The sequence below is a fragment of the Streptococcus sp. KHUD_011 genome (genome assembly GCF_046352925.1).
GTDB lineage: Bacteria > Bacillota > Bacilli > Lactobacillales > Streptococcaceae > Streptococcus.
Genome location: NZ_CP157578.1, coordinates 1,193,484 through 1,219,103 on the forward strand (window position 1 = coordinate 1,193,484; position 25,620 = coordinate 1,219,103).

The 25,620-nt window shown below is 39.8% G+C and carries 24 protein-coding genes, 2 tRNA genes and 1 other annotated feature; of the genes, 4 read left to right on the forward strand and 22 right to left on the reverse strand.

The genetic code is table 11. The features are described 5' to 3' along the window. Window positions 1–105 precede the first annotated feature (105 nt). The 5 genes from ABKJ27_RS05490 to ABKJ27_RS05510 all read right to left on the reverse strand — a co-directional run bounded on the left by ABKJ27_RS05490 (window position 106) and on the right by ABKJ27_RS05510 (window position 2,696). Window positions 106–516, reverse strand: a complete 411-nt coding sequence (locus ABKJ27_RS05490) for a DUF5301 domain-containing protein (protein ID WP_410011490.1) — start codon at window positions 514–516, stop codon at window positions 106–108. Window positions 517–824: 308 nt separating this feature from the next. Then, complete coding sequence (gene rpmA / locus ABKJ27_RS05495) at window positions 825–1,118, reverse strand: 50S ribosomal protein L27 (protein WP_000916509.1); 294 nt, start codon at window positions 1,116–1,118, stop codon at window positions 825–827. A 16-nt stretch (window positions 1,119–1,134) separates the two neighbouring features. Next, a complete protein-coding gene (locus ABKJ27_RS05500) occupies window positions 1,135–1,479 on the reverse strand; it encodes a ribosomal-processing cysteine protease Prp (RefSeq protein ID WP_000613699.1) in 345 nt (114 codons plus the stop codon). Window positions 1,480–1,494: 15 nt separating this feature from the next. Beyond that, a complete protein-coding gene (gene rplU, locus ABKJ27_RS05505; protein WP_000109141.1) occupies window positions 1,495–1,809 on the reverse strand; it encodes a 50S ribosomal protein L21 in 315 nt (104 codons plus the stop codon). Between the two features lie 36 nt (window positions 1,810–1,845). Next, window positions 1,846–1,933: a sequence feature (ribosomal protein L21 leader region), on the reverse strand. 58 nt (window positions 1,934–1,991) lie between these two features. Next, a complete protein-coding gene (locus tag ABKJ27_RS05510) occupies window positions 1,992–2,696 on the reverse strand; it encodes a YoaK family protein (RefSeq protein WP_080976366.1) in 705 nt (234 codons plus the stop codon). Window positions 2,697–2,837: 141 nt separating this feature from the next. On the opposite strand from ABKJ27_RS05510, the gene ABKJ27_RS05515 reads away from it, so the two are divergent. The 3 genes from ABKJ27_RS05515 to ABKJ27_RS05525 all read left to right on the forward strand — a co-directional run bounded on the left by ABKJ27_RS05515 (window position 2,838) and on the right by ABKJ27_RS05525 (window position 5,810). Next, window positions 2,838–3,815 carry a Gfo/Idh/MocA family protein gene (locus tag ABKJ27_RS05515; RefSeq protein ID WP_045606286.1) on the forward strand — a complete coding sequence of 326 codons (978 nt, stop codon included), beginning with the start codon at window positions 2,838–2,840 and terminating at the stop codon, window positions 3,813–3,815. Next, window positions 3,812–4,894 carry a DEAD/DEAH box helicase gene (locus ABKJ27_RS05520; RefSeq protein ID WP_410011491.1) on the forward strand — a complete coding sequence of 361 codons (1,083 nt, stop codon included), beginning with the start codon at window positions 3,812–3,814 and terminating at the stop codon, window positions 4,892–4,894. The genes ABKJ27_RS05515 and ABKJ27_RS05520 overlap by 4 nt, the downstream gene beginning before the upstream one ends. Window positions 4,895–5,429: 535 nt before the next feature. Continuing rightward, a complete protein-coding gene (locus ABKJ27_RS05525) occupies window positions 5,430–5,810 on the forward strand; it encodes a hypothetical protein (RefSeq protein ID WP_223340783.1) in 381 nt (126 codons plus the stop codon). 318 nt (window positions 5,811–6,128) lie between these two features. On the opposite strand, the gene tuf is transcribed toward ABKJ27_RS05525, so the two are convergent. Beyond that, window positions 6,129–7,325 (reverse strand): elongation factor Tu, encoded by a 1,197-nt coding sequence (gene tuf, locus ABKJ27_RS05530; RefSeq protein ID WP_001040721.1) that lies wholly within the window; start codon window positions 7,323–7,325, stop codon window positions 6,129–6,131. Window positions 7,326–7,531: 206 nt separating this feature from the next. Further along, window positions 7,532–8,632, reverse strand: a complete 1,101-nt coding sequence (locus tag ABKJ27_RS05535) for an AI-2E family transporter (RefSeq protein ID WP_150922641.1) — start codon at window positions 8,630–8,632, stop codon at window positions 7,532–7,534. A gap of 102 nt (window positions 8,633–8,734) precedes the next feature. On the opposite strand from ABKJ27_RS05535, the gene pbp3 reads away from it, so the two are divergent. Then, on the forward strand, window positions 8,735–9,976 hold the full coding sequence (gene pbp3 / locus ABKJ27_RS05540) for a D-alanyl-D-alanine carboxypeptidase PBP3 (RefSeq protein ID WP_261069407.1): 1,242 nt from the start codon (window positions 8,735–8,737) through the stop codon (window positions 9,974–9,976). A gap of 84 nt (window positions 9,977–10,060) precedes the next feature. Here pbp3 and sufB read toward each other — a convergent pair whose 3' ends face one another. From sufB to parC, 15 genes are all read right to left on the reverse strand, one after another. Then, a complete protein-coding gene (gene sufB, locus ABKJ27_RS05545; protein WP_000797054.1) occupies window positions 10,061–11,473 on the reverse strand; it encodes a Fe-S cluster assembly protein SufB in 1,413 nt (470 codons plus the stop codon). A 57-nt stretch (window positions 11,474–11,530) separates the two neighbouring features. Further along, window positions 11,531–11,971, reverse strand: coding sequence for a Fe-S cluster assembly sulfur transfer protein SufU (gene sufU / locus ABKJ27_RS05550; protein WP_004254772.1), 441 nt, complete (start codon window positions 11,969–11,971; stop codon window positions 11,531–11,533). Next, window positions 11,958–13,184: a cysteine desulfurase gene (locus ABKJ27_RS05555; protein WP_410011492.1), complete on the reverse strand. Its 1,227-nt coding sequence runs from the start codon at window positions 13,182–13,184 to the stop codon at window positions 11,958–11,960. Before ABKJ27_RS05555 ends, sufU begins: the two co-directional genes overlap by 14 nt. Window positions 13,185–13,194: 10 nt before the next feature. Beyond that, entirely contained in the window at window positions 13,195–14,457 is a 1,263-nt protein-coding gene (gene sufD, locus ABKJ27_RS05560) for a Fe-S cluster assembly protein SufD (RefSeq protein WP_314498624.1), read from the reverse strand. Window positions 14,458–14,484: 27 nt separating this feature from the next. After that, window positions 14,485–15,255, reverse strand: a complete 771-nt coding sequence (sufC, locus tag ABKJ27_RS05565) for a Fe-S cluster assembly ATPase SufC (RefSeq protein ID WP_000114489.1) — start codon at window positions 15,253–15,255, stop codon at window positions 14,485–14,487. Window positions 15,256–15,404: 149 nt separating this feature from the next. After that, the gene (locus tag ABKJ27_RS05570; protein ID WP_001081602.1) at window positions 15,405–15,599 is read right to left on the reverse strand and encodes a DUF3272 domain-containing protein; all 195 of its coding nucleotides are present in this window, start codon (window positions 15,597–15,599) and stop codon (window positions 15,405–15,407) included. A 27-nt stretch (window positions 15,600–15,626) separates the two neighbouring features. Continuing rightward, window positions 15,627–17,282, reverse strand: a complete 1,656-nt coding sequence (gene dnaX / locus ABKJ27_RS05575; RefSeq protein ID WP_314498628.1) for a DNA polymerase III subunit gamma/tau — start codon at window positions 17,280–17,282, stop codon at window positions 15,627–15,629. Then, the gene (locus ABKJ27_RS05580; protein WP_386682521.1) at window positions 17,282–17,779 is read right to left on the reverse strand and encodes a GAF domain-containing protein; all 498 of its coding nucleotides are present in this window, start codon (window positions 17,777–17,779) and stop codon (window positions 17,282–17,284) included. Before ABKJ27_RS05580 ends, dnaX begins: the two co-directional genes overlap by 1 nt. Before the next feature lie 86 nt (window positions 17,780–17,865). Then, window positions 17,866–19,068, reverse strand: coding sequence for a 30S ribosomal protein S1 (rpsA, locus tag ABKJ27_RS05585; protein ID WP_001001631.1), 1,203 nt, complete (start codon window positions 19,066–19,068; stop codon window positions 17,866–17,868). A 161-nt stretch (window positions 19,069–19,229) separates the two neighbouring features. After that, window positions 19,230–19,301 (reverse strand) — tRNA-Gln (locus tag ABKJ27_RS05590). Between the two features lie 9 nt (window positions 19,302–19,310). After that, window positions 19,311–19,391 (reverse strand) — tRNA-Tyr (locus tag ABKJ27_RS05595). Window positions 19,392–19,440: 49 nt separating this feature from the next. Beyond that, window positions 19,441–19,671, reverse strand: a complete 231-nt coding sequence (locus tag ABKJ27_RS05600) for a DUF2969 domain-containing protein (protein WP_000037113.1) — start codon at window positions 19,669–19,671, stop codon at window positions 19,441–19,443. Between the two features lie 97 nt (window positions 19,672–19,768). Then, the gene (locus tag ABKJ27_RS05605) at window positions 19,769–21,736 is read right to left on the reverse strand and encodes a peptide ABC transporter substrate-binding protein (RefSeq protein WP_000837408.1); all 1,968 of its coding nucleotides are present in this window, start codon (window positions 21,734–21,736) and stop codon (window positions 19,769–19,771) included. A gap of 22 nt (window positions 21,737–21,758) precedes the next feature. After that, entirely contained in the window at window positions 21,759–22,781 is a 1,023-nt protein-coding gene (locus tag ABKJ27_RS05610; RefSeq protein WP_000218997.1) for a branched-chain amino acid aminotransferase, read from the reverse strand. Between the two features lie 134 nt (window positions 22,782–22,915). After that, complete coding sequence (gene parC / locus ABKJ27_RS05615) at window positions 22,916–25,387, reverse strand: DNA topoisomerase IV subunit A (protein ID WP_410011494.1); 2,472 nt, start codon at window positions 25,385–25,387, stop codon at window positions 22,916–22,918. Between the last annotated feature and the right edge of the window lie 233 nt (window positions 25,388–25,620).

The following is a 25,620-nucleotide window of genomic DNA, read 5'->3' on the forward strand; positions in this document are numbered from 1 at the left end:
TAAAAACAGCAAATCTTCTTGATTTACCGTTTAAAACATGATACAAATCCAATTTACCATAATTTTATAAAAAATCCCTCTGAACTTTTCTTCTATCTCTATGAATCAACTAGAATAAGACTCTTCAATCCTATTAACTATATCTGGACCTACCTCCCAAATCCCAACATAAGGTTGTTCAATATACTGTTTTTCTTTCATAGTATATAGATAGACTACACTATCATTTTCTTCATTCTGATAAGTGGATTTGATAATGACGTAATTTTCAACATTTGTCGGTTGATCATTTAAACTTTCTAAAGTTGTAGATCTGGACTGTCCCTGTATCTCATCAATCAACTTTGAAACTTCTTCTCTCTTGATTATAGTTTTAACATCTTCAGTGAGTTTTTTCTGCAGAGAAATAACAGAGATTGTTTTAGTTTCAGTAAAAATAAGTTTTTTCTTACTGACACAAGCAGATAGGACAAGAAAAGAGATTGAACAGACTATTATAGTGATAATTTTTTTCATACTAGTCCACATCCTTTCCATATCTCTTCTCTCTTACCCGAATACAATTATAATATCAAATCTTAGCAATTTTTACAATATCTTATTCCCTTATAAAAATTGTTCCTGTAAAAGTTTTACATTCAACTATTTTATGATTGTAAAATGAAGTAGCCGACAAATTCGCTTCTTACATTGGTTTTTAAAATATGGGTATCAAACCAAAAAAACAGGCTCTCCGAAAACTCGGAAAGCCTTATTTAATGCTACTTCTAGCTTCCTCGCCTTTATATTTCAAGGCTCGGGATAAAAAGGTTCACTGGACCTTTTTATTTAGCGATTGGGTAAACAGAAACTTGTTTTTTATCGCGTCCTTTACGTTCAAAGCGTACTACGCCTTCAACTTTAGCGAACAAAGTATCGTCTCCACCACGTCCAACGTTTACACCTGGGTAGATGTGTGTACCACGTTGACGGTAAAGGATTGATCCACCTGTTACAGTTTGTCCGTCAGCTGCTTTAGCTCCAAGACGTTTCGCTTGTGAATCACGTCCGTTTGATGTAGAACCTCCACCTTTTTTGTGGGCGAAAAGTTGCAAGTTGTTAAGAGTCATTTTTAACATAATGTTTTCCTCCGTGTTAGTTTTCTGTGATAACTCTGGTTTGGACGAACTCAGAAGAGTTCTCCGATAAGTTTGCCATACCTAAGAAAAATGATTCAAAGAATAACTGAGTCATTTCTCTCTGGTGTGAAGGAAGATCTTTTGGAATTTCAACCATCAGATAGCCACCTTCATCTTCGTTTAATTCTAGGATTGGTTCATAGCCTGCAAATTTCTCAATTGAATTGATAAAGTTAATGGCAAGCGTAGAAACCGATGCACACACGACATCTAAGCCGTATTCGCCACTCTCGGCGTGTCCAGTAATTTCCGCACTCCTCAGCTCGCCATCTTCGGCTCTCTCAAAGACTGCTTGTATCATGTGTTCTCCTTAAAATTAAGCGTTGATTGCGTTGATGACAACTTTTGTATATGGTTGACGGTGACCTTGTTTACGGTGGCTACCTTTTTTAGGTTTGTACTTGTAAGTAACAACTTTCTTTTGTTTTCCTTGTTTTTCAACAGTTCCAACTACAGTAGCTCCAGCAACAAGTGGAGTTCCGACAACAGTGTTTTCACCACCAACAAGAACAACTTCGTTAAAAGTAACTTCTTGACCAGCTTCAACGTTCAATTTTTCAACGTAAACTGCTTGACCAACTTCAACTTTAACTTGTTTTCCGCCAGTTTTGATAATTGCGTATGTGCTCATTATGCACCTCCTATGATTTTTATGGGTTTCCCCGATTTTTTTGTGAAGACTCGCCTAGCATCGTGGGACAAACCACTTAAACTTGAATAATCAAGCAACGATGTTCGTGCGGTTGCACAGGAACGTGCATAGTCAACTATTCAAGTATAGCATATCTCCTATTTTCTTACAAGTAATAACACCTAAAATGAAGCTTTTTCTTTTACTTTTTTCCGCCACGAGGCAAAAAGCATGCTGAGGTAAAAAATGCTCATCATAATAGGAACACCAAGAATGGTCTTTTCATGATAGAAAATCGTCAAATAAGCTGAAAAGACAACGCCAAGGACAAAACTACTAAGCAGGCTAACAAAGATAATCCCTTCACGTAAAAAAGGAGTGTGCTTGGTCCGAAAATAATCTCCAAAAGCCAGCATGGTCCGTTTGATATTCCCTGTCATAAACGCGTTATTATAAGCTATACCTGACACTTCTCCAAAAGCAGTTGTCACCAGGCCCATACAAAAGGCCAAAGGCGGTACTAGATAGATATTATCTACAGTTTGCGGTACAAAACCAATAATGATTGATAAGATTGCCAAAGGAATCAGTGACAGAATTGGCTTTTTCACAATTCTCAATTTTTCCTTATAAACAGTTAATAAAAAGACCCCCATCATAAAAGCTAGTAAGGTCATTACTTTGGCACTGGCATCTGACACATTGTGTTGAATGAGTCCCACTGATAAAAAGACTACATTCCCAGTTTGTCCAGCTACAAGAGTATTCCCTCGCACAATAAAAGTATAGGCATCTACATAACCTGCACAAAAAGTCAAAAAAAGCGCTAGCCTCTTAGACTGACGTGATATTTTTCTTATAGGTAATAACCTCATTTTCCCTCCCATTTCATTTACTCATCTCATTATTGTACCACTTTCTTTGAAAAAGGCCTAGTAGCTTATTTGAAATTTTTTACCCTCTGTTGGATAGTCCCGTCTATCTATGTTATAATGAAAGAAGGATTTGAAATCGGAAAAGGAGTAACTATGCTTAAATTAGGTGTCATCGGAACAGGGGCTATCAGCCACCACTTCATAGAAGCAGCCCATTCCAGTGGAGAATACAAGCTGGTCGCAGTCTATTCTAGAAAACTAGAAACTGCAGCAACCTTTGCTTCTCGCTACCAGAATATCCAACTCTTTGATAAAGTAGAGGACTTCTTCAAGAGCTCCTTTGATGTGGTCTATATTGCTAGCCCAAACTCCTTGCATTTTGCTCAAGCCAAGTCTGCCCTGTCTGCAGGAAAACATGTCATTCTTGAAAAGCCAGCCGTCACTCAACCACAAGAATGGCTAGATTTGAGACATATAGCTGATAAAAATCACTGTTTTATCTTCGAAGCGGCACGGAACTACCATGAAAAAGCTTTCACTATCATCAAAAACTTTTTAGCAGACAAACAAATTTTGGGAGCAGATTTCAACTATGCCAAGTATTCTTCCAAAATGCCTAACTTGTTGACTGGGGAGACACCAAATGTCTTCTCAGACCGTTTTGCTGGTGGAGCTCTTATGGATTTGGGGATTTATCCCCTCTACGCTACCGTTCGTCTCTTTGGAAAAGCTAAGGATGCAACCTATCAGGGGCAACAGCTTGACAATAGCATTGACCTAAATGGAGATGGAATCCTCTTCTACCCTAACTATCAAGTTCATATCAAGGCTGGAAAAAACATCACTTCCAATCTCCCTTGCGAGATTTATACGACAGATGGTACCTTGACCCTCAACACCATCGAACATGTTCGCTCAGCTATTTTTACCGACCATCAAGGCAATCAAGTCCAACTCCCTATCCAACAGACTCCTCATACGATGACTGAGGAAGTCGGTGCATTTGCACACATGATCCAGCAACCAGATCTGAATCTCTACCAAACTTGGCTGGAAGATGCAAGTTCAGTTCATGAGCTACTATATACTATGCGCCAGACTGCTGGCATTAGATTTGAGGCAGAAAAATGAAAACCAAACTACCGACTGAATGGCAAGAATTGAGTAACCAACTCGGTTTCCAGAAATTCACCCCCATTCAAACTCAACTATTTGAGCCCCTTCTTGCTGGAAAAAACCTCCTAGGAGTGAGCCCAACAGGAACTGGTAAGACCCTAGCTTACCTTCTACCAAGTCTTCTCAGACTACAAAAGAGAAAAGCCCAACAACTCTTGATTCTAGCACCAAATACTGAGCTTGCTGGACAGATTTTTGATGTATGTAAAACGTGGGCTGAAGCTATCGGCTTAACTGCCCAACTCTTCTTATCAGGTTCGAGTCAGAAACGCCAGATTGAACGCCTAAAAAAAGGACCAGAAATTCTGATTGGAACCCCTGGCCGTATCTTTGAACTAATTAAATTGAAAAAAATCAAGATGATGAATGTGGAAACCATCATCCTGGATGAATTCGACCAATTGCTCGATGATTCTCAGATTCACTTTGTCGAGAAAATCACTCACTACGCACCGCGTGACCACCAACTCGTCTACATGAGTGCGACGACCAAGTTTGACCAAGAAAAGATTGCGCCTAACACACGTACCATTGATCTTTCCGACCAAAAATTGGACAACATCCAGCACTTCTACATGCAGGTAGATCAACGTCACCGAGTGGATATGCTACGAAAACTGTCTCATGTAGAGGATTTCCGAGGTCTTGTCTTTTTTAACAGCCTATCAGACCTTGGAAGTGCAGAAGAAAAACTACAGTATCGGGATACCTTGGCTGTTTCCCTCGCTAGTGATGTCAATGTCAAGTTCAGAAAAGTCATCTTAGAAAAGTTTAAAGACAAGCAACTAACCCTACTTCTCGCAACAGACCTTCTGGCTCGTGGAATTGATATCGATAGCCTCGAATGTGTCGTAAACTTTGATGTTCCTAGAGATAGCGAAACCTACACTCACCGTGCTGGCCGTACTGGTCGTATGGGCAAGGAAGGTTACGTTATCACTCTCGTCACTCATCCAGAAGAAATCAAAAAACTTAAGAAGTTTGCAAGTGTACGAGAAATTGTCCTAAAAAATCAAGAACTCTATGTAAAATAAAGCCCTCATTGAGGCTGGGCAAAAAGTCTTTAAAATCAAAAACGCATAATATCAGGTATTGAACCTTGATATTATGCGTTTTATTGTGGGAAATTTTACTTCATTTTCTCCTAAAATTGAGTTTTTATCTAGCCTCTTTTTTGTAAAACTACATAAGATTCGTAGTAAAAAAACTCTCCAACTATTTTATTATACCATATAAATTAATAAATAAATAGACTTGTTTTTTTATTTTTTTGACGTATACTAATAATAGAAAACGCTTAAAATTAAATAAAAGGAGATTTTATGAGGAAAGTAAATAAGGACATTTTATTCTTAACCGGAATCATAGTTTTATGTTTTGGTTTTTTATTATTTCACATCAACCCCTATTATGCTGGACCCGATGAGACACTGAAAGGAAGAATAAATTTATTCTTTTGGCAGCTATATTGGAGACCTATAGGAACTCTCAGTATCCTTTCGGGTTGCATTATGACTTTCAAAGGATTGAAAAAATAATCTTTTGATCATGAAGAATAGACATTTTTTTATGATTAAATTGAAATTATTGTTTTTCTCTGTTCTATCAAATCTATTTTTCTTAATCACAACATCTACGGTTTTTGCTGATGTCTATCCTTGCACAAATTATGAAATTGTATCTAATCGTGTTGTAAAAGATATCAACACAGGAGAGTTATTGTCATTTTATACGACTGAACTTAGAGACGCCTATTTAGAGTCTAAATCTACGTATCAGACTCGTTCTAATGCAACTGGTGTTGCAGACTATAGAACTAGCTCCTCTCACTCTTATAAGAGCAGCGCTACATCAGGATCTCTAAGTTCAACTGCTTATGGTGGAAAAGCTGGAGCTACCCTAACTTTAAGTGCAGCTGTTAGCTTTTCTGCTCCTGAGTCTGGATTTTGACTTAGTTTAAATCACTCAGTATCCCATAACGTACCACCCTACACTTATGGTTACATCAGGCTAAAAGCATCTTACATAGTAAATGTTCGTAAACTAGAAGTTAGATACTTAGGAACTAACAAATGGGTTCCAGCTGGTGAAACCTCTACTATATCGAATGTTAGTGTTTGGAGCGAACTAGTCACTTGAAAATAACTTATTAGATGGATCTGGACTTTATCAGGTCTATCTTTTTATTTTTTTAAAAAAAGAACCTTGCATAGCAAGATTCTTTTAGTGTCTGACTTAAATAATTGTTCTTCTGGGAACTAAATCGAATTAAGCTTCGATTTCTGTAACCATACCTGAACCAACAGTACGTCCACCCTCACGGATAGAGAATGTAGTACCTTGTTCTACGGCGATTGGGTGGATCAACTCAACGTCGATTGTCACGTTATCACCAGGCATTACCATTTCAGTACCTGCTGGAAGTTCGATTGAACCTGTAACGTCAGTAGTACGGAAGTAGAATTGTGGACGGTAGTTGTTGAAGAATGGAGTGTGACGTCCACCTTCTTCTTTAGTAAGGATGTAAACTTCACCTTTGAATTTAGTGTGTGGGTTGATTGAACCTGGTTTAGCAATAACTTGTCCACGTTCGATTTCATCACGTTGAACACCACGAAGAAGGACACCTACATTATCTCCGGCAAGACCTTCATCAAGTTGTTTACGGAACATTTCAACACCAGTAACGACTGCTTTTTGAGTTTCTTCTTTGATACCAACGATTTCGATTTCGTCGTTGACTTTAACGATACCACGGTCGATACGTCCTGAAGCAACTGTACCACGTCCAGTGATTGAGAATACGTCTTCGACTGGAAGAAGCAATGGTTTGTCAGTGTCACGTTCTGGTTCTGGGATGTACTCATCAACTGTGTTCATCAATTCCATAACGATGTCTTCGTATTTAGTGTCACCTTCAAGGGCTTTAAGAGCTGAACCTTGGATAACTGGAAGATCGTCACCTGGGAAGTCGTATTCTGACAATAGGTCACGGATTTCCATTTCAACCAATTCAAGCAATTCTTCGTCGTCAACCAAGTCAACTTTGTTCATGAAGACGATAAGGTGTTTAACACCAACCTGACGTGAAAGAAGGATGTGCTCACGAGTTTGTGGCATTGGTCCGTCAGTTGAAGCTACTACAAGGATAGCTCCGTCCATTTGAGCGGCACCAGTGATCATGTTTTTAACATAGTCCGCGTGTCCTGGAGCGTCGATGTGAGCGTAGTGACGTTTTTCAGTTTCGTACTCAACGTGCGCAGTGTTGATTGTGATACCACGTTCGCGTTCTTCTGGAGCAGCATCGATAGACGCATAGTCTTTAGGTTGGTTAACAGCTGAAGGCAAGCGACGTGCCAAAACAGTTGTGATAGCTGCAGTTAGGGTAGTTTTACCGTGGTCAACGTGTCCGATAGTACCAATGTTAACGTGTGGTTTACTACGATCGTATTTTTCTTTTGCCATTTGAGTAAAAGCCTCCAATAAAATATATTTTATAGATAGACAGTAGGCAATACAGTCTAACTTTCCTTACTATTTTATCAAATTTCAGCTAAATTGCAAGTGTTTTACAAAGTTTTTGTGAATTATTCTTAATCTACTAATCTAAACGGTATTTCTACTCCCATCACTTCTTTAATGAAAAAGAAAAATCAGGAATTTCCTGATTTTTACTTAGCTAATTCTCTTTCTCGTTCTTTCATTATTTTATGATTTTCATACAAACGTGATAAAAACTTAGAAATTTCTTTTAAGATAGAATAGGTTGGTACTGCGACAATCATGCCAATGACACCATAGATATTACTTGATAACAAAAGTAATACTAAAATCGTAATTGGATGAACCTTCATCACTCCACCAACGATTCGAGGGTAAAGGATGTTCCCATCTACTTGTTGAATAATCAACATATAAACAACTGCAATCAGCATTCTATGAGGATCAGTAAAGACATTAGCGATAATCATCGGAATCAAACCAATACTTGGGCCTACATAAGGAATGAGATTGGCTAATCCTGAAAAGATAGCGAAGACCAAAGCGTATTTCAAACCGATTACGCTATATCCGATAAAGGCCAAACAACCAATAATAATCGCATCAATAGCAACTCCACTAATATATCGAGCAATTGTAGTATTCAAATTTTTTAAAAGACCTGTAATATGCAACTTGTCTCGCTTTAAAACAGTACGTTCAAGCATCGGCAAGAACTTGTGACCATCTAACAAAAAATAAATTAAAAATACAGGGGTCATGATAATAATCAAAACAGTACTAAAGAGCGCAGATAGGACACTTCCAACACTATTCGTTACACTATTTAGGATATTCTGTAGAATATCTACATAGGAGAGATTTAACTGTTGAATCGTCGCTTGAATATCTAAATTTTGAAAGGCTGGATAAGTAGATAAATCCACAATCAAATCTTGCAAACGACTATGACTTGTTGCAATCAAACTTGTCAGCTGATTAATCAAAATCGGTAAGAGATAGACTACCCCAATAACTAGCCCCCAAACCAAGGCGCACAAGGTTAGTAGAATACCAATGATACGGTTAATTTTGAAATACTTTTGTAAAAAATTTACAATAGGATTGGTCAAATAATATAAAAAGCCACCTAAAAGAAAGGGAATCATTATAGTGTTTGCAACGCTTACAAAAGGTGTAATAATCGCTCCCATCTCTCTCCATAAATAAAAGATAATGGTTAATAGTAAAATCTCACTGGTCCAAAAAAATAATTTATTCTTACGAAACATGAGGTACCTCCATTCATCTATTTTACCACACTTTCAAAAAAGCTTCTTTCTTATATCATGAAACTGGGAATATTTTTTTCTTTATGATAGAATAAACTTACTATGAAAAAAATAATTTTAACTCTTTTAAGCCTTTCCGTTATTGGCTCAGCATCTACTGTTGCTGCTCAAGATTTTAATATTGCTGCTAAACATGCAATTGCCGTTGAGGCGAATACTGGTAAAATTCTCTATGAAAAAGATGCAACCCAACCTGTCGAAATTGCTTCCATCACAAAATTGATTACGGTCTATCTTGTCTATGAAGCCTTGGAAAATGGAAGTATTACACTATCTACCCCAGTAGATATTTCTGACTATCCTTACAAATTAACAACTAATTCTGAAGCAAGTAATGTTCCTATGGAGGCTCGTAATTATACCGTCGAACAACTACTTGAAGCAACATTAGTATCTAGTGCTAACAGTGCAGCTATTGCCTTAGCAGAGAAAATTGCTGGCTCAGAAAAAGACTTCGTCGATATGATGCGGGCAAAACTCTTGGAATGGGGAATTCAGGATGCTACTGTTGTCAATACGACGGGTCTGAACAATGAGACTCTAGGGGATAACATTTACCCGGGCTCTAAAAAAGATGATGAAAATAAACTCAGTGCATATGATGTCGCTATCGTTGCTCGCAACCTCATCAAAAAATACCCACAAGTCTTGGAAATCACTAAAAAACCTTCATCTACTTTTGCTGGGATGACAATCACTTCTACCAACTACATGTTAGAGGGTATGCCTGCTTATCGCGGTGGTTTTGATGGCCTTAAGACAGGAACAACAGACAAGGCTGGAGAATCTTTTGTTGGTACTACTGTTGAAAAAGGGATGAGGGTTATCACAGTTGTTTTGAATGCAGACCATCAGGACAATAATCCTTACGCTCGCTTCACAGCTACATCCTCACTAATGGATTATATTTCTTCTACATTCACGCTTCGCAAAATCGTTCAAAAAGGCGATGCCTACCAAGATAGCAAAGCACCTGTACAAGATGGAAAAGAAGATACGGTCACTGCCGTTGCCAAAGATGATATCTCTCTAATTGAACGTGTTGGAAGTCAATCTTCCCAATCTGTTCAATTCACTCCTGATTCTAAAGCAATCCCAGCACCACTTGAAGCCGGAACAGTGGTTGGACATTTGACTTATGAAGACAAGGACTTGATTGGTCAAGGTTACATTACCACAGAACGCCCTAGTTTCGAAATGGTAGCAGAAAAGAAAGTTGAAAAAGCTTTCTTCTTAAAAGTTTGGTGGAATCAGTTTATCCGATTTATCAACGAAAAATTATAAAAAAAAATCGCGATTTAAACCGCGATTTTTTGTTAGAAGTTCATCTTCAAAGTTCTTGACCTTGGGTAAATCTAAAATCAAATTTTACCCAACTGATCCTTCCATTTCGTAGCTGATCAAGCGGTTCAGCTCAACTGCATATTCCATTGGAAGTTCTTTTGTAAAGGGTTCTACAAATCCCATTACAATCATCTCAGTTGCTTCAGATTCTGACAATCCACGGCTCATGAGGTAATAGAGTTGCTCTTCTGAAATCTTAGATACCTTAGCTTCGTGTTCCAAAGCGACTTGTGAGTTGTGAATTTCGTTAAACGGAATGGTATCTGATGCTGACAAGTCATCCATGATAATGGTATCACACTCGATGTGAGAAACAGATTTCTTAGAGTTCTTATTAAAAGTTACCTGTCCACGGTAGTCAACCTTTCCTCCGCCTTTAGCGATGGATTTAGACACAATAGACGAGCTGGTATGTGGAGCATTGTGGATCATCTTAGCACCAGTGTCCTGGTGTTGCCCTGCATTGGCAAAGGCAATAGAGAGCATGGTACCACGCGCCCCTTCTCCATCTAGGTAAACAGATGGGTATTTCATGGTTGTTTTAGCACCCAAGTTACCATCAATCCACTCAACAGTGGCATCCTTTTGAGCTTTAGCACGTTTGGTTACCAAGTTATAGACGTTATCAGACCAGTTTTGGATAGTCGTATAACGCATATAAGCTCCATCCAAGGCAAAGATTTCTACGATGGCAGCGTGCAAGCTGTTACTTGAATAAGTTGGCGCTGTACATCCTTCTACATAATGGACACTTGCTCCCTCATCAACGATAATCAAGGTACGTTCAAACTGACCTGTATTCTCGTTGTTGATACGGAAGTAAGTTTGAAGAGGAATATCTACCTTGACCCCTTTTGGTACGTAGATAAAGGTTCCACCAGACCATACTGCTGAGTTAAGGGCAGCCAATTTGTTATCTGTTGGCGGTACCAACTTAGCAAAGTATTGTTTAAACAAGTCTGGGTATTCCTTGAGGGCAGAATCCGTATCTGTAAAGATAATCCCCAACTTCTGGAACTCTTCCTTCATGTTGTGGTAAACCACTTCTGACTCATACTGGGCAGAGGCACCTGCTAGATAGGCACGCTCAGCTTCCGGAATCCCGATACGTTCAAAGGTTTCTTTAATTTTTTCAGGAACCTCATCCCATGAACGAGCTGGTTTATCAGATGGTTTTTGGTAATAAATCAAGTCATCAAAGTCAATCTCTGACAAGTCTGCTCCCCAAGTTTGCATGGGCATTTTTTTGAAGGTTTCATAAGACTTCAAACGGAATTCTAGCATCCACTCAGGTTCTCCCTTAGCAGCTGATAGTTCACGAATGACATCTTCATTCAATCCTTTTCCTGTCGATAGGACAGGCTCTACATCATCATGGAAACCAAATTTATATTCACCAAGGTCAATTGGTTTTGGTTCTACTCTTTCTTCAGCCATAATATCCTTTCTTTCATTCTTCATTTCTACTGATTCATAAGACAAAAGAAACTTGCCTTACTTGTTTTCTTGATTTTCAATTGTTTTCTTCAAAGCGTTCCAAGCTAGGGTTGCACACTTGATTCGTTGAGGGAATTTTGCAACGCCTGATAAGAAAGCTGCATCGCCTAGTTGGTCTTGGCGTTCATCTTTTTGCCCTTGAACCATTTCAGAAAAAATAGTCGCAAGTTCTAAGATTTCTTGTTTGGTTTTTCCTAAAACTGTGTCCGTCATCATGCTTGCAGAGGCAGTTGAGATGGTACAACCTGAGTTTAGAAAAGCGATATCTTCCAAACGATTCTCTGTATCAAACTTGACAGAGAGATTGATAACATCCCCACAAGTCGGATTGTTGAGACTGATTTGCTCAGCATCTTCCAACTTCCCTTGGTGATGTGGATTTTTCGAATGGTCCGCTACCACTGCCATATAAAGGCTATCTAGTTTAGAAAGTGCCATTGAAAAACTCCTTTGTCTTTTGTAAGGCATCGACTAGCTTGTCGCAATCTGCCTTGGTATTGTAGATATAAAAACTTGCGCGAGCTGTTGCTGGGACATCCAAATACTGAAGCAAGGGTTGCGCACAATGGTGACCTGCTCGAACAGCCACTCCTTCATAATCCAAAGCAGTCGCAAGGTCGTGAGGATGAAGGTCGCCTAGATTAAAGGCAATAACACCTGAACGTTGAGCCAAGTCCTGTGAACCATAAATGGTCAGTCCTTCAATCGCCTGCAGTTTTGGAAAGACGTATGAGATTAATTCCTGTTCATGAGCTTCAATCGCATCCATACCAATCTTTTCAAGATAATCTATTGCAGTAGCTAGTCCGATAGCACCTGCCATGTTAGGAGTTCCAGCCTCGAATTTCCAAGGCAATTCCTTCCAACTAGCAGATTGCTCATAGACGAAATCAATCATCTCACCACCGAATTCAACTGGTGACATTTGTTCTAGATACTTTTCTTTGCCGTAAAGAACACCGATTCCAGTCGGACCAGCCATCTTGTGACCTGAAAAGGCAAAGAAGTCCACATCCAAGTCCTGAACATCAATCTTCATATGAGGCGTAGATTGAGCACCATCCACCACCATAATGGCTCCAACTTGATGAGCTAATTGAGTAATTTCTTTGATTGGATTGACCACACCCAGAACATTTGAGGCGTGAGCAAGGGAGACAAACTTGACTCTATCAGTCAATTTAGCTCGCAAATCATCCATATCCAGAGCTCCATCCTTGAGATAGACATAGACAAGTTCAGCTCCTGTCTTGCGACAAGTTTCTTGCCAAGGAATGATATTGGAATGGTGTTCCATGACAGAAATCAAGACCTGGTCTCCCTCAGTCAAGACTTTCTCTGCAAAGCGCGCCACCCAGTTAAGACTGGTTGTCGTTCCTCTGGTAAAGAGAACTTCCTTTGTAGAACCTGCATTGATAAACTTACGAACGGTTTCACGAGCAGCTTCATAGGAAGCTGTTGCCCGTTCTGCCAAGGTATGAACGCCACGATGAACATTGGCATTATCCTGTTCATAGTAGCGGTTAATCGTCTCCAGAACTGCTTGTGGTTTTTGTGTCGTCGCAGCATTGTCCAAATAGACCAATGGTTCATCGTTGACAATCTGGTCTAAAATTGGAAAATCCTTGCGAATCACTTCTACATCTAACATAGGTTACCCCTTAGCGTTTTGACAATTTTTCTTCGATTGTTGCAATCATTTCATCGCGAACTTCCTTGACTGGAATCTCAACGATAACAGAACCAAGGAAACCACGAACAACCAAGCGTTCTGCAGTTTCTTTGTCCAAGCCACGGCTCATGAGATAGTACATGTCTTCTGGGTCTACTTGACCGATTGAAGCCGCGTGACCTGCAGTAACGTCATTTTCGTCAATCAAAAGAATTGGGTTGGCATCTGAACGTGCTTGGTCTGAAAGCATAAGAACACGACTCTCTTGTTGCGCATCTGCTCCCTTTGCACCCTTGATGATGTGGCCAATACCATTGAAGGTCAAGGTTGCTTTTTCAAGAATAACCCCATGTTGCAGGATATTTCCGATTGAGTTACAGCCGTAGTTGGTTACACGAGTATCAATTCCTTGCACCTGACGGCCACTTGAAAGAGCTACAACTTTAAGGTCAGCATGGCTACCATTTCCAATCAAATCACTATCAAAATCAGCAACGACGTTTCCTTCATTCATGACACCGATTGCCCAGTCAATATTTGCATCGTTACCTAATTTACCACGACGGCTAATGTAGGCAGTAACGTTTTCACCTAGACGGTCAATAGCTGCAAACTTGACTTGAGCACCTGAACGAGCAATGACTTCTACTGTTATATTAGCAGTTGCTTTGGCACTTCCTTCACCGCGTGACTCTAAACGCTCCAGATAACTAATCTTAGAGTTTTTACCAGCGATAATCATAATATGCTTGTTAAACGGCACATCACTATCACTATCTTGGTAGAAAATACCTTCGATTGGTTCTTTAATCTCAACATTATCAGGAATGTAGAGAACAGCACCACTATTGAAATAAGCTGTATGGTAGGCTGCCAACTTATCATCGTCATACTTAACAGATGACATGAAGAATTCCTCAATAAGCTCTGGAATTTCTTCTAAAGCTGAGTGAAAATCTGTAAAGACGACACCCTGTTCAGCCAACTCAACTGGAGTTTGCTCAAAAACAGTTTGAGTTCCTACTTGCACCAATTTCAAGTGGTTATCTAGTGCAGTGAAATCTGGAACATTTGCTGATGGCTCATTTTCTGTAATCGTTCCATCCCCCAGATTCCAACGGTGGAATTTGACACGCTCAATAACTGGTAATTCTAAACTCTCAATCTTATCAAAAGCTTTTTGACGGAGGTCAGCCAACCAGCTTGGTTCAGCGTGCATTTCTGAAAAAAGTTTAATATTTTCTTTAGTCATTTACTTCTCCTAAAAGATACGAGGGAATTACAATTCTTCCTTGTAGTCGTAGCCAAGTTCTTCAGCTAATTTTGCGTATCCTTCGCGTTCCAAACGCGCTGCCAGTTCTGGACCACCTGAAAGGACAACACGACCTTCCATCATCACGTGTACCACGTCTGGTGTGATGTAGTTCAAAAGACGTTGGTAGTGAGTGATAATCATAGCACCAAAGCCTTCACCACGCATGGCATTGACCCCTTTCGATACAACTTTAAGAGCGTCAATATCAAGACCAGAATCAATCTCATCCAAAAGAGCAAATGTTGGCTCCAACATCAAAAGTTGAAGAATTTCATTACGTTTTTTCTCACCACCAGAGAAACCTTCGTTGAGGTAACGCTCAGCCATTTCTTCTTTCATGTTAAGCAATTCCATCTTCTCATCCAATTTAGTGATAAACTCACGAACTGAAATTTTTTCATCATCTTCTTTACCAGCATTCATGGCTGCACGAAGAAACTCAGCGTTAGTAATACCAGGAATTTCTGATGGGTATTGCATAGCAAGGAAAAGTCCCATACGCGCACGCTCGTCCACTTCCAACTCAAGGATGTTTACGCCATCAAACAAGACCTCACCTTTGGTCACCTCATAGTTTGGATTTCCCATAATAGCTGCAGAAAGAGTCGATTTACCAGTACCATTTGGCCCCATGATAGCGGCGATTTCTCCTGTTTTCAGGGTCAGGTTAACCCCTTTTAAAATTTCTTTTCCTTCAATCTCAACGTGAAGATCTTTGATCTCTAATACTGACATGATAGTTCCTTTCTTTTTCAAGGCCTTTACAGCGTTACTAGAGACATACTTGATTTTCCTAGAAAACACGGTAAAAGGTCAATAAATATACTTTTATAGTATAACAAAAAAAAGCCTAAAAGGCTTTGATTTTGTCTAGAAGCTGAGGACTAGTCTTTTCCTTTTAAATGTTGGTCAATAACATCTACAATCTTGCCCATCAAGTAACTAACTCGGAAATTTCTAAAGAGCAAAATGGCCCAAAAGGCTGCCATAATATAACGACCAGTCATCCAAGCTTCATTGAAAAAATAGGTCTCAGCAGCTGTAAACAGCGCGATGATAATAAATTGTTGTCTATTCATAAACTTATTGTATCATGAAATCTTTCTTTAGTCTTCCTCTACCTTCACTTTATCAGCCAAAAATTCAAATCCTTCTGGAATCAGGCTTTCTTCTGCTTCTTTTTCAGTTTGAGAAGATTTGGCTTTGGCTGAAAAGGCTGCACGAACTTCTTTCCATTCCTCCATGGAAATGGCTAAAATCTCAGGTGAAAAACCTGCTGCCTGACTGAGGATGTTGCCAAACATGGTGTTGAGATTGTCTCGTTTCATGGTTTGACCAGCATTGAAGTTAGACTCAAAAGCAAGAATGGCGTGATGTTCATTGGCCGCAACCGGTTGAGAGCCAACTAGCAGAGCCTTGTCTGGCCCACCAAGACTTTCAATTACCTCTCCCCAGGCATTTTGTAAACGAATCAAATTTTGACGTGCTAAATCAGGATTTTCAACGGCCTCTTGTAAGATCGATTGAACTTTATTGCGATCCACACGATAGACTGTCTTACCCGCTGCTGGTCGGCTAGGTACTGGACTGGTTGGCTTGGGTATAGTTCCTACATTTGCGAGTTCTTGTTTGAGACGCGTCACTTCTTGTCTCAGCGCAGAAATTTCATCTTCAACCGCCCCTGGAAGAGCTGGTTCGGGCTTAATCTCCGCCAAACGGATGGTCATCATCTCAGCATAAATCTTAGGCTGCAAGCTAGACTTAATATCAGCTAAACTCACTGTCGCCAAGCGAATCATTTCAAACAGATTTTGCTGAGGAAGTGCCAAATTCTCTACAAAGACTGGACTATGATGAGTGTTTTCTCCACCTGTCTGAACAATTAACAAGTCTCTTAAATAGTGCAAAAGGTCGGTCACAAAACGAGTCATACTCTTACCATTGTCAAAGAGAAGATTTAAGCATGCTAAGGCTTTGGGAACATCCTGTTGAGACAAGGCAGCCACATAGTCATCCAAGGCTGATAGACTAATGGTGCCAGTAATTTCTTCAGAAATAGCAGTCGTCAATTCATTTCCCTGTGTCAAACTCAGGGCTTGATCCAAAATAGACAAGGCGTCTCGCATTCCACCTTCAGCCCGTCTGGCAATGATTTCCACAGCCTCTGGTTCAGAACTGATATTTTCTTTTTCTAAGATATAGCGGATATGTTCCTTAATATCCTGTGTTTTAATTGATTTAAATTCAAAACGTTGCACACGGGATAGAATAGTGGCAGGAATCTTGTGCAATTCAGTAGTGGCCAAAATAAAGACCACATTCTGTGTTGGCTCTTCCAGCGTCTTTAGGAGGGCATTAAAAGCCCCCGTAGACAGCATGTGAACCTCATCTATGATATAAACCTTATAACGGGCAAGACTAGGAGCGTAGGTGGATTTATCACGAATTTCACGGATTTCATCCACCCCATTATTAGAAGCTGCATCCATTTCAATGACATCTTCTAAACTACCATCTGTCACTGCTTGACAAATATAGCAGTTATTACATGGTTCCCCACCCACTTGATTTGGACAGTTCATAGCTTTGGCAAAAATCTTGGCTACACTGGTTTTTCCCGTTCCACGGGGACCAGAAAAAAGATAAGCATGACTTATTTTCTCTTGCTCTACTGCTTGTTTAAGAGTCTTAGCTACAACTTCTTGACCAACCAACTGGGAGAAGTTTTGACTTCTATATTTTCGATAAAGTGCTTGATACATTAGGCTTTCTCCCCAAACATTGTAAAGTCCCATTCTGTCTTTTCAAGCAAAATAGCGACAAATTGTTCTAAATAATCTTGATCCATAGCATCATAATCATCAATCTCTGAAGAATCCAGATCCAGAACCCCGAGCAATTGACCATTCTTCATCATTGGCGCAACAATTTCACTTTTAGCTCGACTATCACAAGAAATATAGTTGGGATAAGTCGTTACATCTCCAACAATAACAGTTTCCTGAAAATGAGCTGCCTCCCCACAAACACCTTTGCCTAGTGAGATACGGATGCAGGAAACACCTCCTTGAAAAGGACCTAAAACCAATTCCTTTCCATCGAACAGATAAAAGCCTGCAAATACGGTATTAGGAAAGCGTGATTTTAAAAGAGCACTGGCGTTGGAAAGATTAGCCAAAACATTGGTTTCGCCTTCCAATAAAAAAGAGAGCTCCTCATTTAACATTTGATAACGTGATTGTTTTTCTGATTCTAACATAGGACTATTATATCAAAAAAAGGCTTATAGACAAAAGAAAAATCCCTTGTTTAGTAAACAAAGGATTTTGTGAATTTTCAATTTGATTAAAGTTCGATATCACCGAACAAGTCAGCCATTGAGAATCCTGTTTGTGTTTCTGGAAGTTCGAAATCACGTTTTTCTTGACGTTTTGGACGACGTGGACGAGCAGCACGTTTTTCTTCTTTTTGTCCTTCTTCTTGAGCTGGACGCTCTTCAAGAGCTTTGATAGAAAGTGATACGCGCTCTGCATCTGCGTTAACTTCAAGAACTTTAACTTGAACTTCTTGACCAACTTTAAGAGCTTCTTTAGGATTTTCAATACGTTTGTGTGAAATTTGTGATACGTGAACAAGTCCATCGATACCTGGCAATACTTCAACAAATGCACCGAAGTCAGTCAAACGTTTAACTGTTCCTTCTACTACATCACCTTTAGCCAATTTTTGCTCAACGCCATCCCATGGTCCAGGTGTTGTTGCTTTAAGTGAAAGTGATACACGTCCTTCTTCTTCGTTAAGATCAAGGATTTTCACTTCAATTTCTTCACCAACAGTTACAACTGATTTTGGTGATACGTTACGTTCGTGTGACAATTCAGTCAAGTGAACCAATCCGTCAACACCACCAAGGTCGATGAAAGCACCGAAGCTTGTGATACGTGCAACTTTACCAGTTACTACATCACCAACAGCCAATTTACCGAATACTTCAGCGCGAGCTGCTGCTGTAGCTGCTTCAACAACTTCACGACGTGAAAGGATGAAGCGGTTTTCTTTAGCGTCAACTTCTTTGATTTTAGCATCAAATTCTTGACCTACAAAACGCTCAGTGTTACGTACGAAACGAGTATCCAACATTGAAGCTGGGATAAATCCACGAACACCTTCAAATTCTACTGAAAGTCCACCTTTAACGGCACGAGTTCCTTTAACAGTAACAACTTCTTCTTCGCGACCAACAAGTTTGTCCCATGCTTTGCGAGCTTCAAGGCGTTTTTTAGATACAAGGTATGTAACTGTATCAGTATCTTTACCAACTACTTGACGAAGTACAAGAACATCCAATACTTCTCCTACTTTAACAAAGTCATTGATATCTGCATCGCGATCGTTTGTCAATTCGCGAAGAGTCAAGACACCTTCAACACCAGTTCCAGAGATTGCAACGTTAGCTTGAGTCGCATCAACTGTCAATACTTCAGCACTAACAACATCACCAGTCTCAACTTGGCTAACGCTATTTAGCAAATCTTCAAATTCGTTCATCTAAAAAATCCTCCAACAATCAAGTTTTTCTTAAACTTGACATACTTATAATTTTTTTCCTAAGCACCCGCAAGGACATGTTCATATCGTTCACGTCTTTCAATTATAAAAATAAAATACCCTAAGATATTTTGCTTTTTATCTTGATTATTACCTAAGAACTGGGGTAGCTGGATTCGAACCAACGCATGAGGGAGTCAAAGTCCCTTGCCTTACCGCTTGGCTATACCCCATTGATGAAATGGAGAGAGAGGGATTCGAACCCCCGAACCCGAAGGAGCGGATTTACAGTCCGCCGCGTTTAGCCTCTTCGCTATCTCTCCTACAATCAACATGGACTATTATATCATGAAAATTTCAAAAAAACAAGACTTATTTTGCTAAATTATAATTTTCAATCAAAATTTCCACAGCTTTTTCCAATTTTTTATAAAAACTATCGACATTCCCATTCTTTATGATGGCAAATTGTCCATCTAATTCGGCAATTTCTCCGATAACTTTTTTACCAATGGTCAAGGTATAACCTTCAAAACTGTCTTTTCCTACATTAACCTTGGCATCTGCTACTTGAATTTCAATTTTTTTATCTTTCTTGCTCATTTCATACCTCTCTTCACTTTTTCTATTTTACAAGAAAATCCTAAAACTAGCAAGAAAAAACTCTACATCAGGCTTGTCTGATATAGAGTTTTCCGCATTATTTAATGTGTTTTTCTAGTTCTTTTTGGTACTTACCATTTGATTCCAATTTTTCTTTTTGCCATTTTTTCAGTGCTTCTTCATATTCTTTTGTTGTAACAATATCTTTTTGCAATTTCATCCCTTTAAAGATATATGGGTCACCTTTAATACCAACTTGTGAGTATGGTTTTGAGAATGGCACGACATTACTTACAACTGGAGAACCACCAGATGAAGCTGTTGGCATCAATAATGAACTATCTGTCAACCAAGCTTGAGCCTTGGCATATTTTTCATAGCGTTCTTCAAGATTCGTAGTTTCTGAATCGGCATCATCCAATAATTTCTTATACTGGTCCAAACCAAGTTTCGCTACAACATCCTTATCTTTCCCTTTAGTAATACCTAGGTGCTTCATAGCAGAACCTGATTTAGGATCCATGATATTCAAGTAAGATGCTGGGTCTTGATAACTTGGAGCCCATCCTGTACTGTTCAAATCATAGTCTTTTTGAGAAGGAACACGCGCTTGTGAAGTGATTGTTTCCTTTTCATTATCTGTCATTTGAAGAACGTCGATGACAACATTTTCAGCACCAAGTGTTGATTCGATAGACTGTTTGAAAGAGTTACTTTGTTGAACGGCGATGGTATCTGTTTGTTCAACTGGGACATCCAAGTGAATTGGGAAAGTTACCCCTTTAGATTCTAGGTCTTTCTTAGCTTTTTCAAAAGCTGCTTTAGCCTTGTCAGGGTTGTAGATAGAATCCTTACCGTCAACTAGCTCAACACCTTTCCATTGGTCACCATAATTCACCAACTCTGCTTGAGCGATTTGACCAAAGTTCTTACCACCTGCTTGCACAAAGTTGTCAGGAACGAGACTGTTACGAATAATCTTGTCCGCACCGTCTTCACCATTTAGCTGTGCAGCATAAGAATGGCGGTTGAAGGCAAAGTTGATAGCCTGACGGAAGTCCTTATTCAGCATAGCTTCTTTAGTTGAAGTTTTTTGCTCTTCACTTGTTTTCGCAGTTTTATTATATGACTGACGATTTACGTTAAAGGTGAAGTAATAGCTACTTGAGTCCTGTGGGCTATAAGTGATTTTATCTCCGTATTGTTCCAAAGTAGAAGCAAAGTTTGAGCTACTTGGGAAGAGACGAGCTGTCGTATAGGCACCAGAAGAGAAACTACGGATCAAGGATTCCTGATCAGAACCATCGTAGTAAGTCAATTTAATCTTCTCAATTTTTACCTTTTCTTTATCCCAGTAATTTGGATTTTTCTCGTATTCAATCAACGATTTAGAAGTCAAGGTCTTCAAGATATAAGGACCATTGTAGAGAATCCCTGCTGGAGTAACTGCTCCATAATCTTTACCTGATGCCTTCAAAAACTCTTCATTTACAGGCAACATCGTTGCTGTTGTGACTTTAGAGTTCCAGAAGCTTTCAGGTTTGTTTAGGGTATATTCAACTGTGTAATCGTCCAAAGCTTTGACACCAACTGTAGAGAAATCATTCGTTTCACCAGTCATGTAGGCATCCAAGCCCTTGATTGAATTTTGGATCAGAGAGACACCGTCTGACTTACCGTCGGCCACGTGTTTTAGTCCTGTTACAAAGTCATGGGCTGTTACTTCGGCGTATTCTTCACCTTCTGAAGTGTACCATTTAACCCCTTTACGTAGTTTATAGGTATAAGTCAAACCATCTTTTGAGACAGACCAATCTTCAGCCAGGGAAGGAATAACATTTCCGTATTGGTCGTTTTCCATCAAACCATCAACCACGTTCCCAATGACATCTGTTGTAGAAGTACGAGTCGCTATACTATAGTCCAAAGATGCAGGATCTACTGCATAGACATATGAGAATGTTGTCGGTGCATCTGCTTCTTTATCAGCTTTTCCACAAGCTACTAAAAGAGCTGTTGTGCTCAGGACTACTCCTGCTGTTAAGAGCCACTTTTTCGATTTCATAAAAAATCTCCTTTAGTTTATTTTAATCTACTTTTACAATCCAACCTTCTGGCGCTTCAATATCACCAAACTGAATTCCTGTCAATTCATCATATAATTTACGAGTCACAGGACCTACTTCTGTTTCGCTATAGAACACATGGAAATCATCACCGTGCTGAATTCCACCAATTGGAGAAATAACTGCTGCTGTACCACAGGCACCTGCCTCTACAAAACGGTCAAGGTTATCAATTGGGACATCCCCCTCAATAGGAGTTAAGCCCAAGCGATGTTCTGCCAAATAAAGCAAAGAATACTTGGTAATAGATGGCAAGATAGAAGGACTCAATGGTGTTACAAATTCATTATCAGCTGTAATTCCAAAGAAGTTAGCTGAGCCGACTTCTTCAATCTTTGTATGAGTTGATGGGTCTAGATAGATAACATCTGAGAAATGACGTGACTTGGCCAATTTCCCTGGCAAGAGACTTGCAGCATAGTTTCCACCAACCTTAGCCGCACCTGTACCATTTGGAGCCGCACGGTCGTATTCATCCTGAATCAAGAAGTTGGTTGGAACCAATCCACCCTTAAAGTAATTTCCAACTGGCATAGCAAAGATGGTGAAAATGTACTCTTCTGCCGGTTTAACCCCAATAATATCTCCGACACCAATCAAAAGAGGGCGAAGATATAAGGTTCCACCTGTTCCATATGGAGGTACATATTCTTCATTCGCACGAACAACTGCCTTACAAGCGTCTACAAACATTTCTGTTGGAACTTGTGGCATCAAGAGACGGTCACATGTCCGTTGCAGGCGTTTAGCATTTTCATCAGGACGGAACAGTTGAACACTACCATCCTTAGTACGATAAGCTTTCAAACCTTCAAATGCTTGTTGACCATAGTGAAGACTTGGAGAAGACTCTGAAATATGCAAGTTTGCATCCTCTGTAAGCTCTCCTTGATCCCATTGTCCATTTTTAAAATGAGCAATATAGCGATAAGGTAATTTCATATAGGAAAAACCGAGATTTTCCCAATCAATCGTTACTGTCATATTCCACTCCTTATTCTAAAAACCTATTTCTTTTATTCTACACTATTTTTCTAAAATAGCAAGTATATTTTGTAATTTTCAGAAAATTTCTTCAATAAAAAGAACCAGCTCTTAGAACTGATTCTTCATTTCACTTATTTAGCTTCAGTAAATACTTCTTTAAGATAAGCGTCAAAAACTTCTTCATCCGAAATCGTGTCAGAGATGAAGCTACCATTACTTGTGCGTTCTGACAGATTCAAGTCTTGTAGTCGACTTTCATAGATTGTTCCTTTGTTCGATTGGACAAGCAGCGTTTGGTCGTTCTCTTCCACTTCTGTACTGAAGAGATTACCAACGAAGCCTTGTTCTGCAACTGCTCCTGCTAAGAAGACACGATGCGGTTTATTTTTTAGCTCACGCAAGACTTGTAGTCCTCGTTTGGCACGGCTAGTTACTGGAATTTCCTCAACGGAAACACGTTTCAAACTTCCACGTTGGGTCAAGAGGTAGAAGGATGAGGTATTGCAGATAAAGGCAGATTGGAGGATATCATCTTCTTTCAAATTCATAGCCTTGACACCCGCAGCCTTGGCACCGACAACCGGAACCTCTTCGATATTGAAACGAAGGGCATAACCATTTTGACTAACCAAGAGAACATCATCTAGTTTAATCGGAGCCACTGCCACAATCTGGTCTGTCTCGTCTTTGAGTTTAGCATACTTGACAGACTTAGATTTATAGGTCCGCCATGGAGAGAATTCTTTGCGTTCTACTCGCTTGATTTGACCGAAACGAGTCGCAGCAAAATAGGTTGTGGCATCATCAAACTGATCTACTACTTCCACATAAAGGATTTCTTCGTTGGTTTCGAAGTTTGTAATGGTCTGGCTCAGATGCTCACCAATATCCTTCCAACGAATATCTGCCAATTCATGAATTGGTCGATAAATGACATTTCCTAGATTTGTGAACATCAAGAGATGTTGCGTTGTCTTAGTAGATTGTACAAAAATCAGACGGTCATCATCACGTTTACCAATTTCTTCCAAGGTGGAAGCAGCAAAGGAACGTGGGCTGGTACGCTTGATGTAACCTGCCTTGGTTACGCTGACATAGGTATCTTCCTCGGCAATCAGACTAGCTGTATCGATCTCGATTGCTTTAGCAGTGTCTTCTAACGAACTCAAACGCGGAGTCGCAAACTTCTTCTTAACCTCACGAAGTTCTTTCTTCATGAGATTGTACATAGTTCGTTCATCACCGATAATAGCCGCAAGCATGGCAATCTTTTCACGAAGTTCTGCTTCTTCTTCCTGCAAGACAACTACGTCTGTATTGGTCAAACGGTACAGTTGCAAGGTAACGATAGCCTCAGCCTGCTCTTCTGTAAAATCATAGCTAACTTTGAGGTTTTCCTTGGCGTCCGCCTTATTCTCGGATGCACGGATAAGCGCAATGACTTCGTCCAAAATCGAAATCACGCGAATCAAACCTTCAACGATATGGAGACGTTTCTCAGCCTTTTCCTTGTCAAAGCGTGAACGCGCCAAAATCACTTCGCGACGGTGGGCAATATAGCTAGACAAGATTGGAACGATCCCAACCTGACGAGGCGTGAAATTTTCAATCGCCACCATGTTAAAGTTGTAGTTGATTTGTAGGTCGGTGTACTTAAATAGATAGTTGAGAACCAGCTCTGTATTAGCGTCTTTCTTAAGTTCAATAGCGATACGAAGGCCATCACGGTCAGACTCATCACGAACCTCAGCAATACCTGCTACCTTGTTATTAACACGGACATCATCGATTTTTTTAACCAGATTGGCCTTGTTGATTTCATAAGGAATCTCAGTAATAACGATTTGTTCCTTACCACCTTTTAGCTTCTCAATCTCAGTCTTGGAACGAACAACTACGCGCCCTTTCCCAGTTTCATAGGCCTTCTTGATTTCATCACGGCCCTGAATAATTCCTCCTGTAGGGAAGTCTGGTCCAGGCAAGAATTCCATTAGTTTGTCTACCTTGGCAGTTGGATGGTCAATCATGTAAACTGTAGCATCAATGACCTCAGACAAATTATGGGGTGGAATATCTGTGGCATATCCAGCCGAAATTCCAGTCGAACCATTAACCAAAAGGTTTGGAAAAGCTGCTGGCAAAACTGTCGGCTCTTTTTCAGTATCGTCAAAGTTCCAAGCAAAAGGAACGGTCTTTTTCTCGATATCTTGAAGAAGGTAACCTGCAATCTCAGATAAACGTGCCTCGGTATAACGCATTGCAGCAGGCGGATCACCGTCCATAGATCCGTTATTACCGTGCATTTCAACTAGAATCTCACGATTTTTCCAGTCCTGCGACATACGAACCATGGCATCATAGATAGAACTATCACCGTGTGGGTGGAAATTCCCCATGATGTTACCGACAGACTTGGCCGATTTACGGTAGCTCTTGTCAAAGGTATTGCCATCCTTATTCATCGAATAAAGAATGCGACGCTGAACCGGCTTCAACCCATCACGAATATCTGGCAAAGCCCTGTCTTGAATAATGTACTTGGAGTAGCGACCAAAGCGCTCTCCCATGATGTCCTCCAGGGACATATTTTGAATGTTAGACATATGATACTAAGCCCGTAAAATGCAAAGTGAAAATAGGAAATTCTTGCAGTGAGCAATGCTCGCAAGAGAATTTATCTTTTTCACACAGTATTTAGGGCGTGTTCAACTCCTTTCAAAGAATGTAGAGTATGTGTAATGGTAAAAAGATATAGAAAGGATTAGTCCTATTTTCAGTTACTATAAGTAACCTAGTTATCCTATCTGTAGTTTAATGTTATAATTTAGGTTCTTTA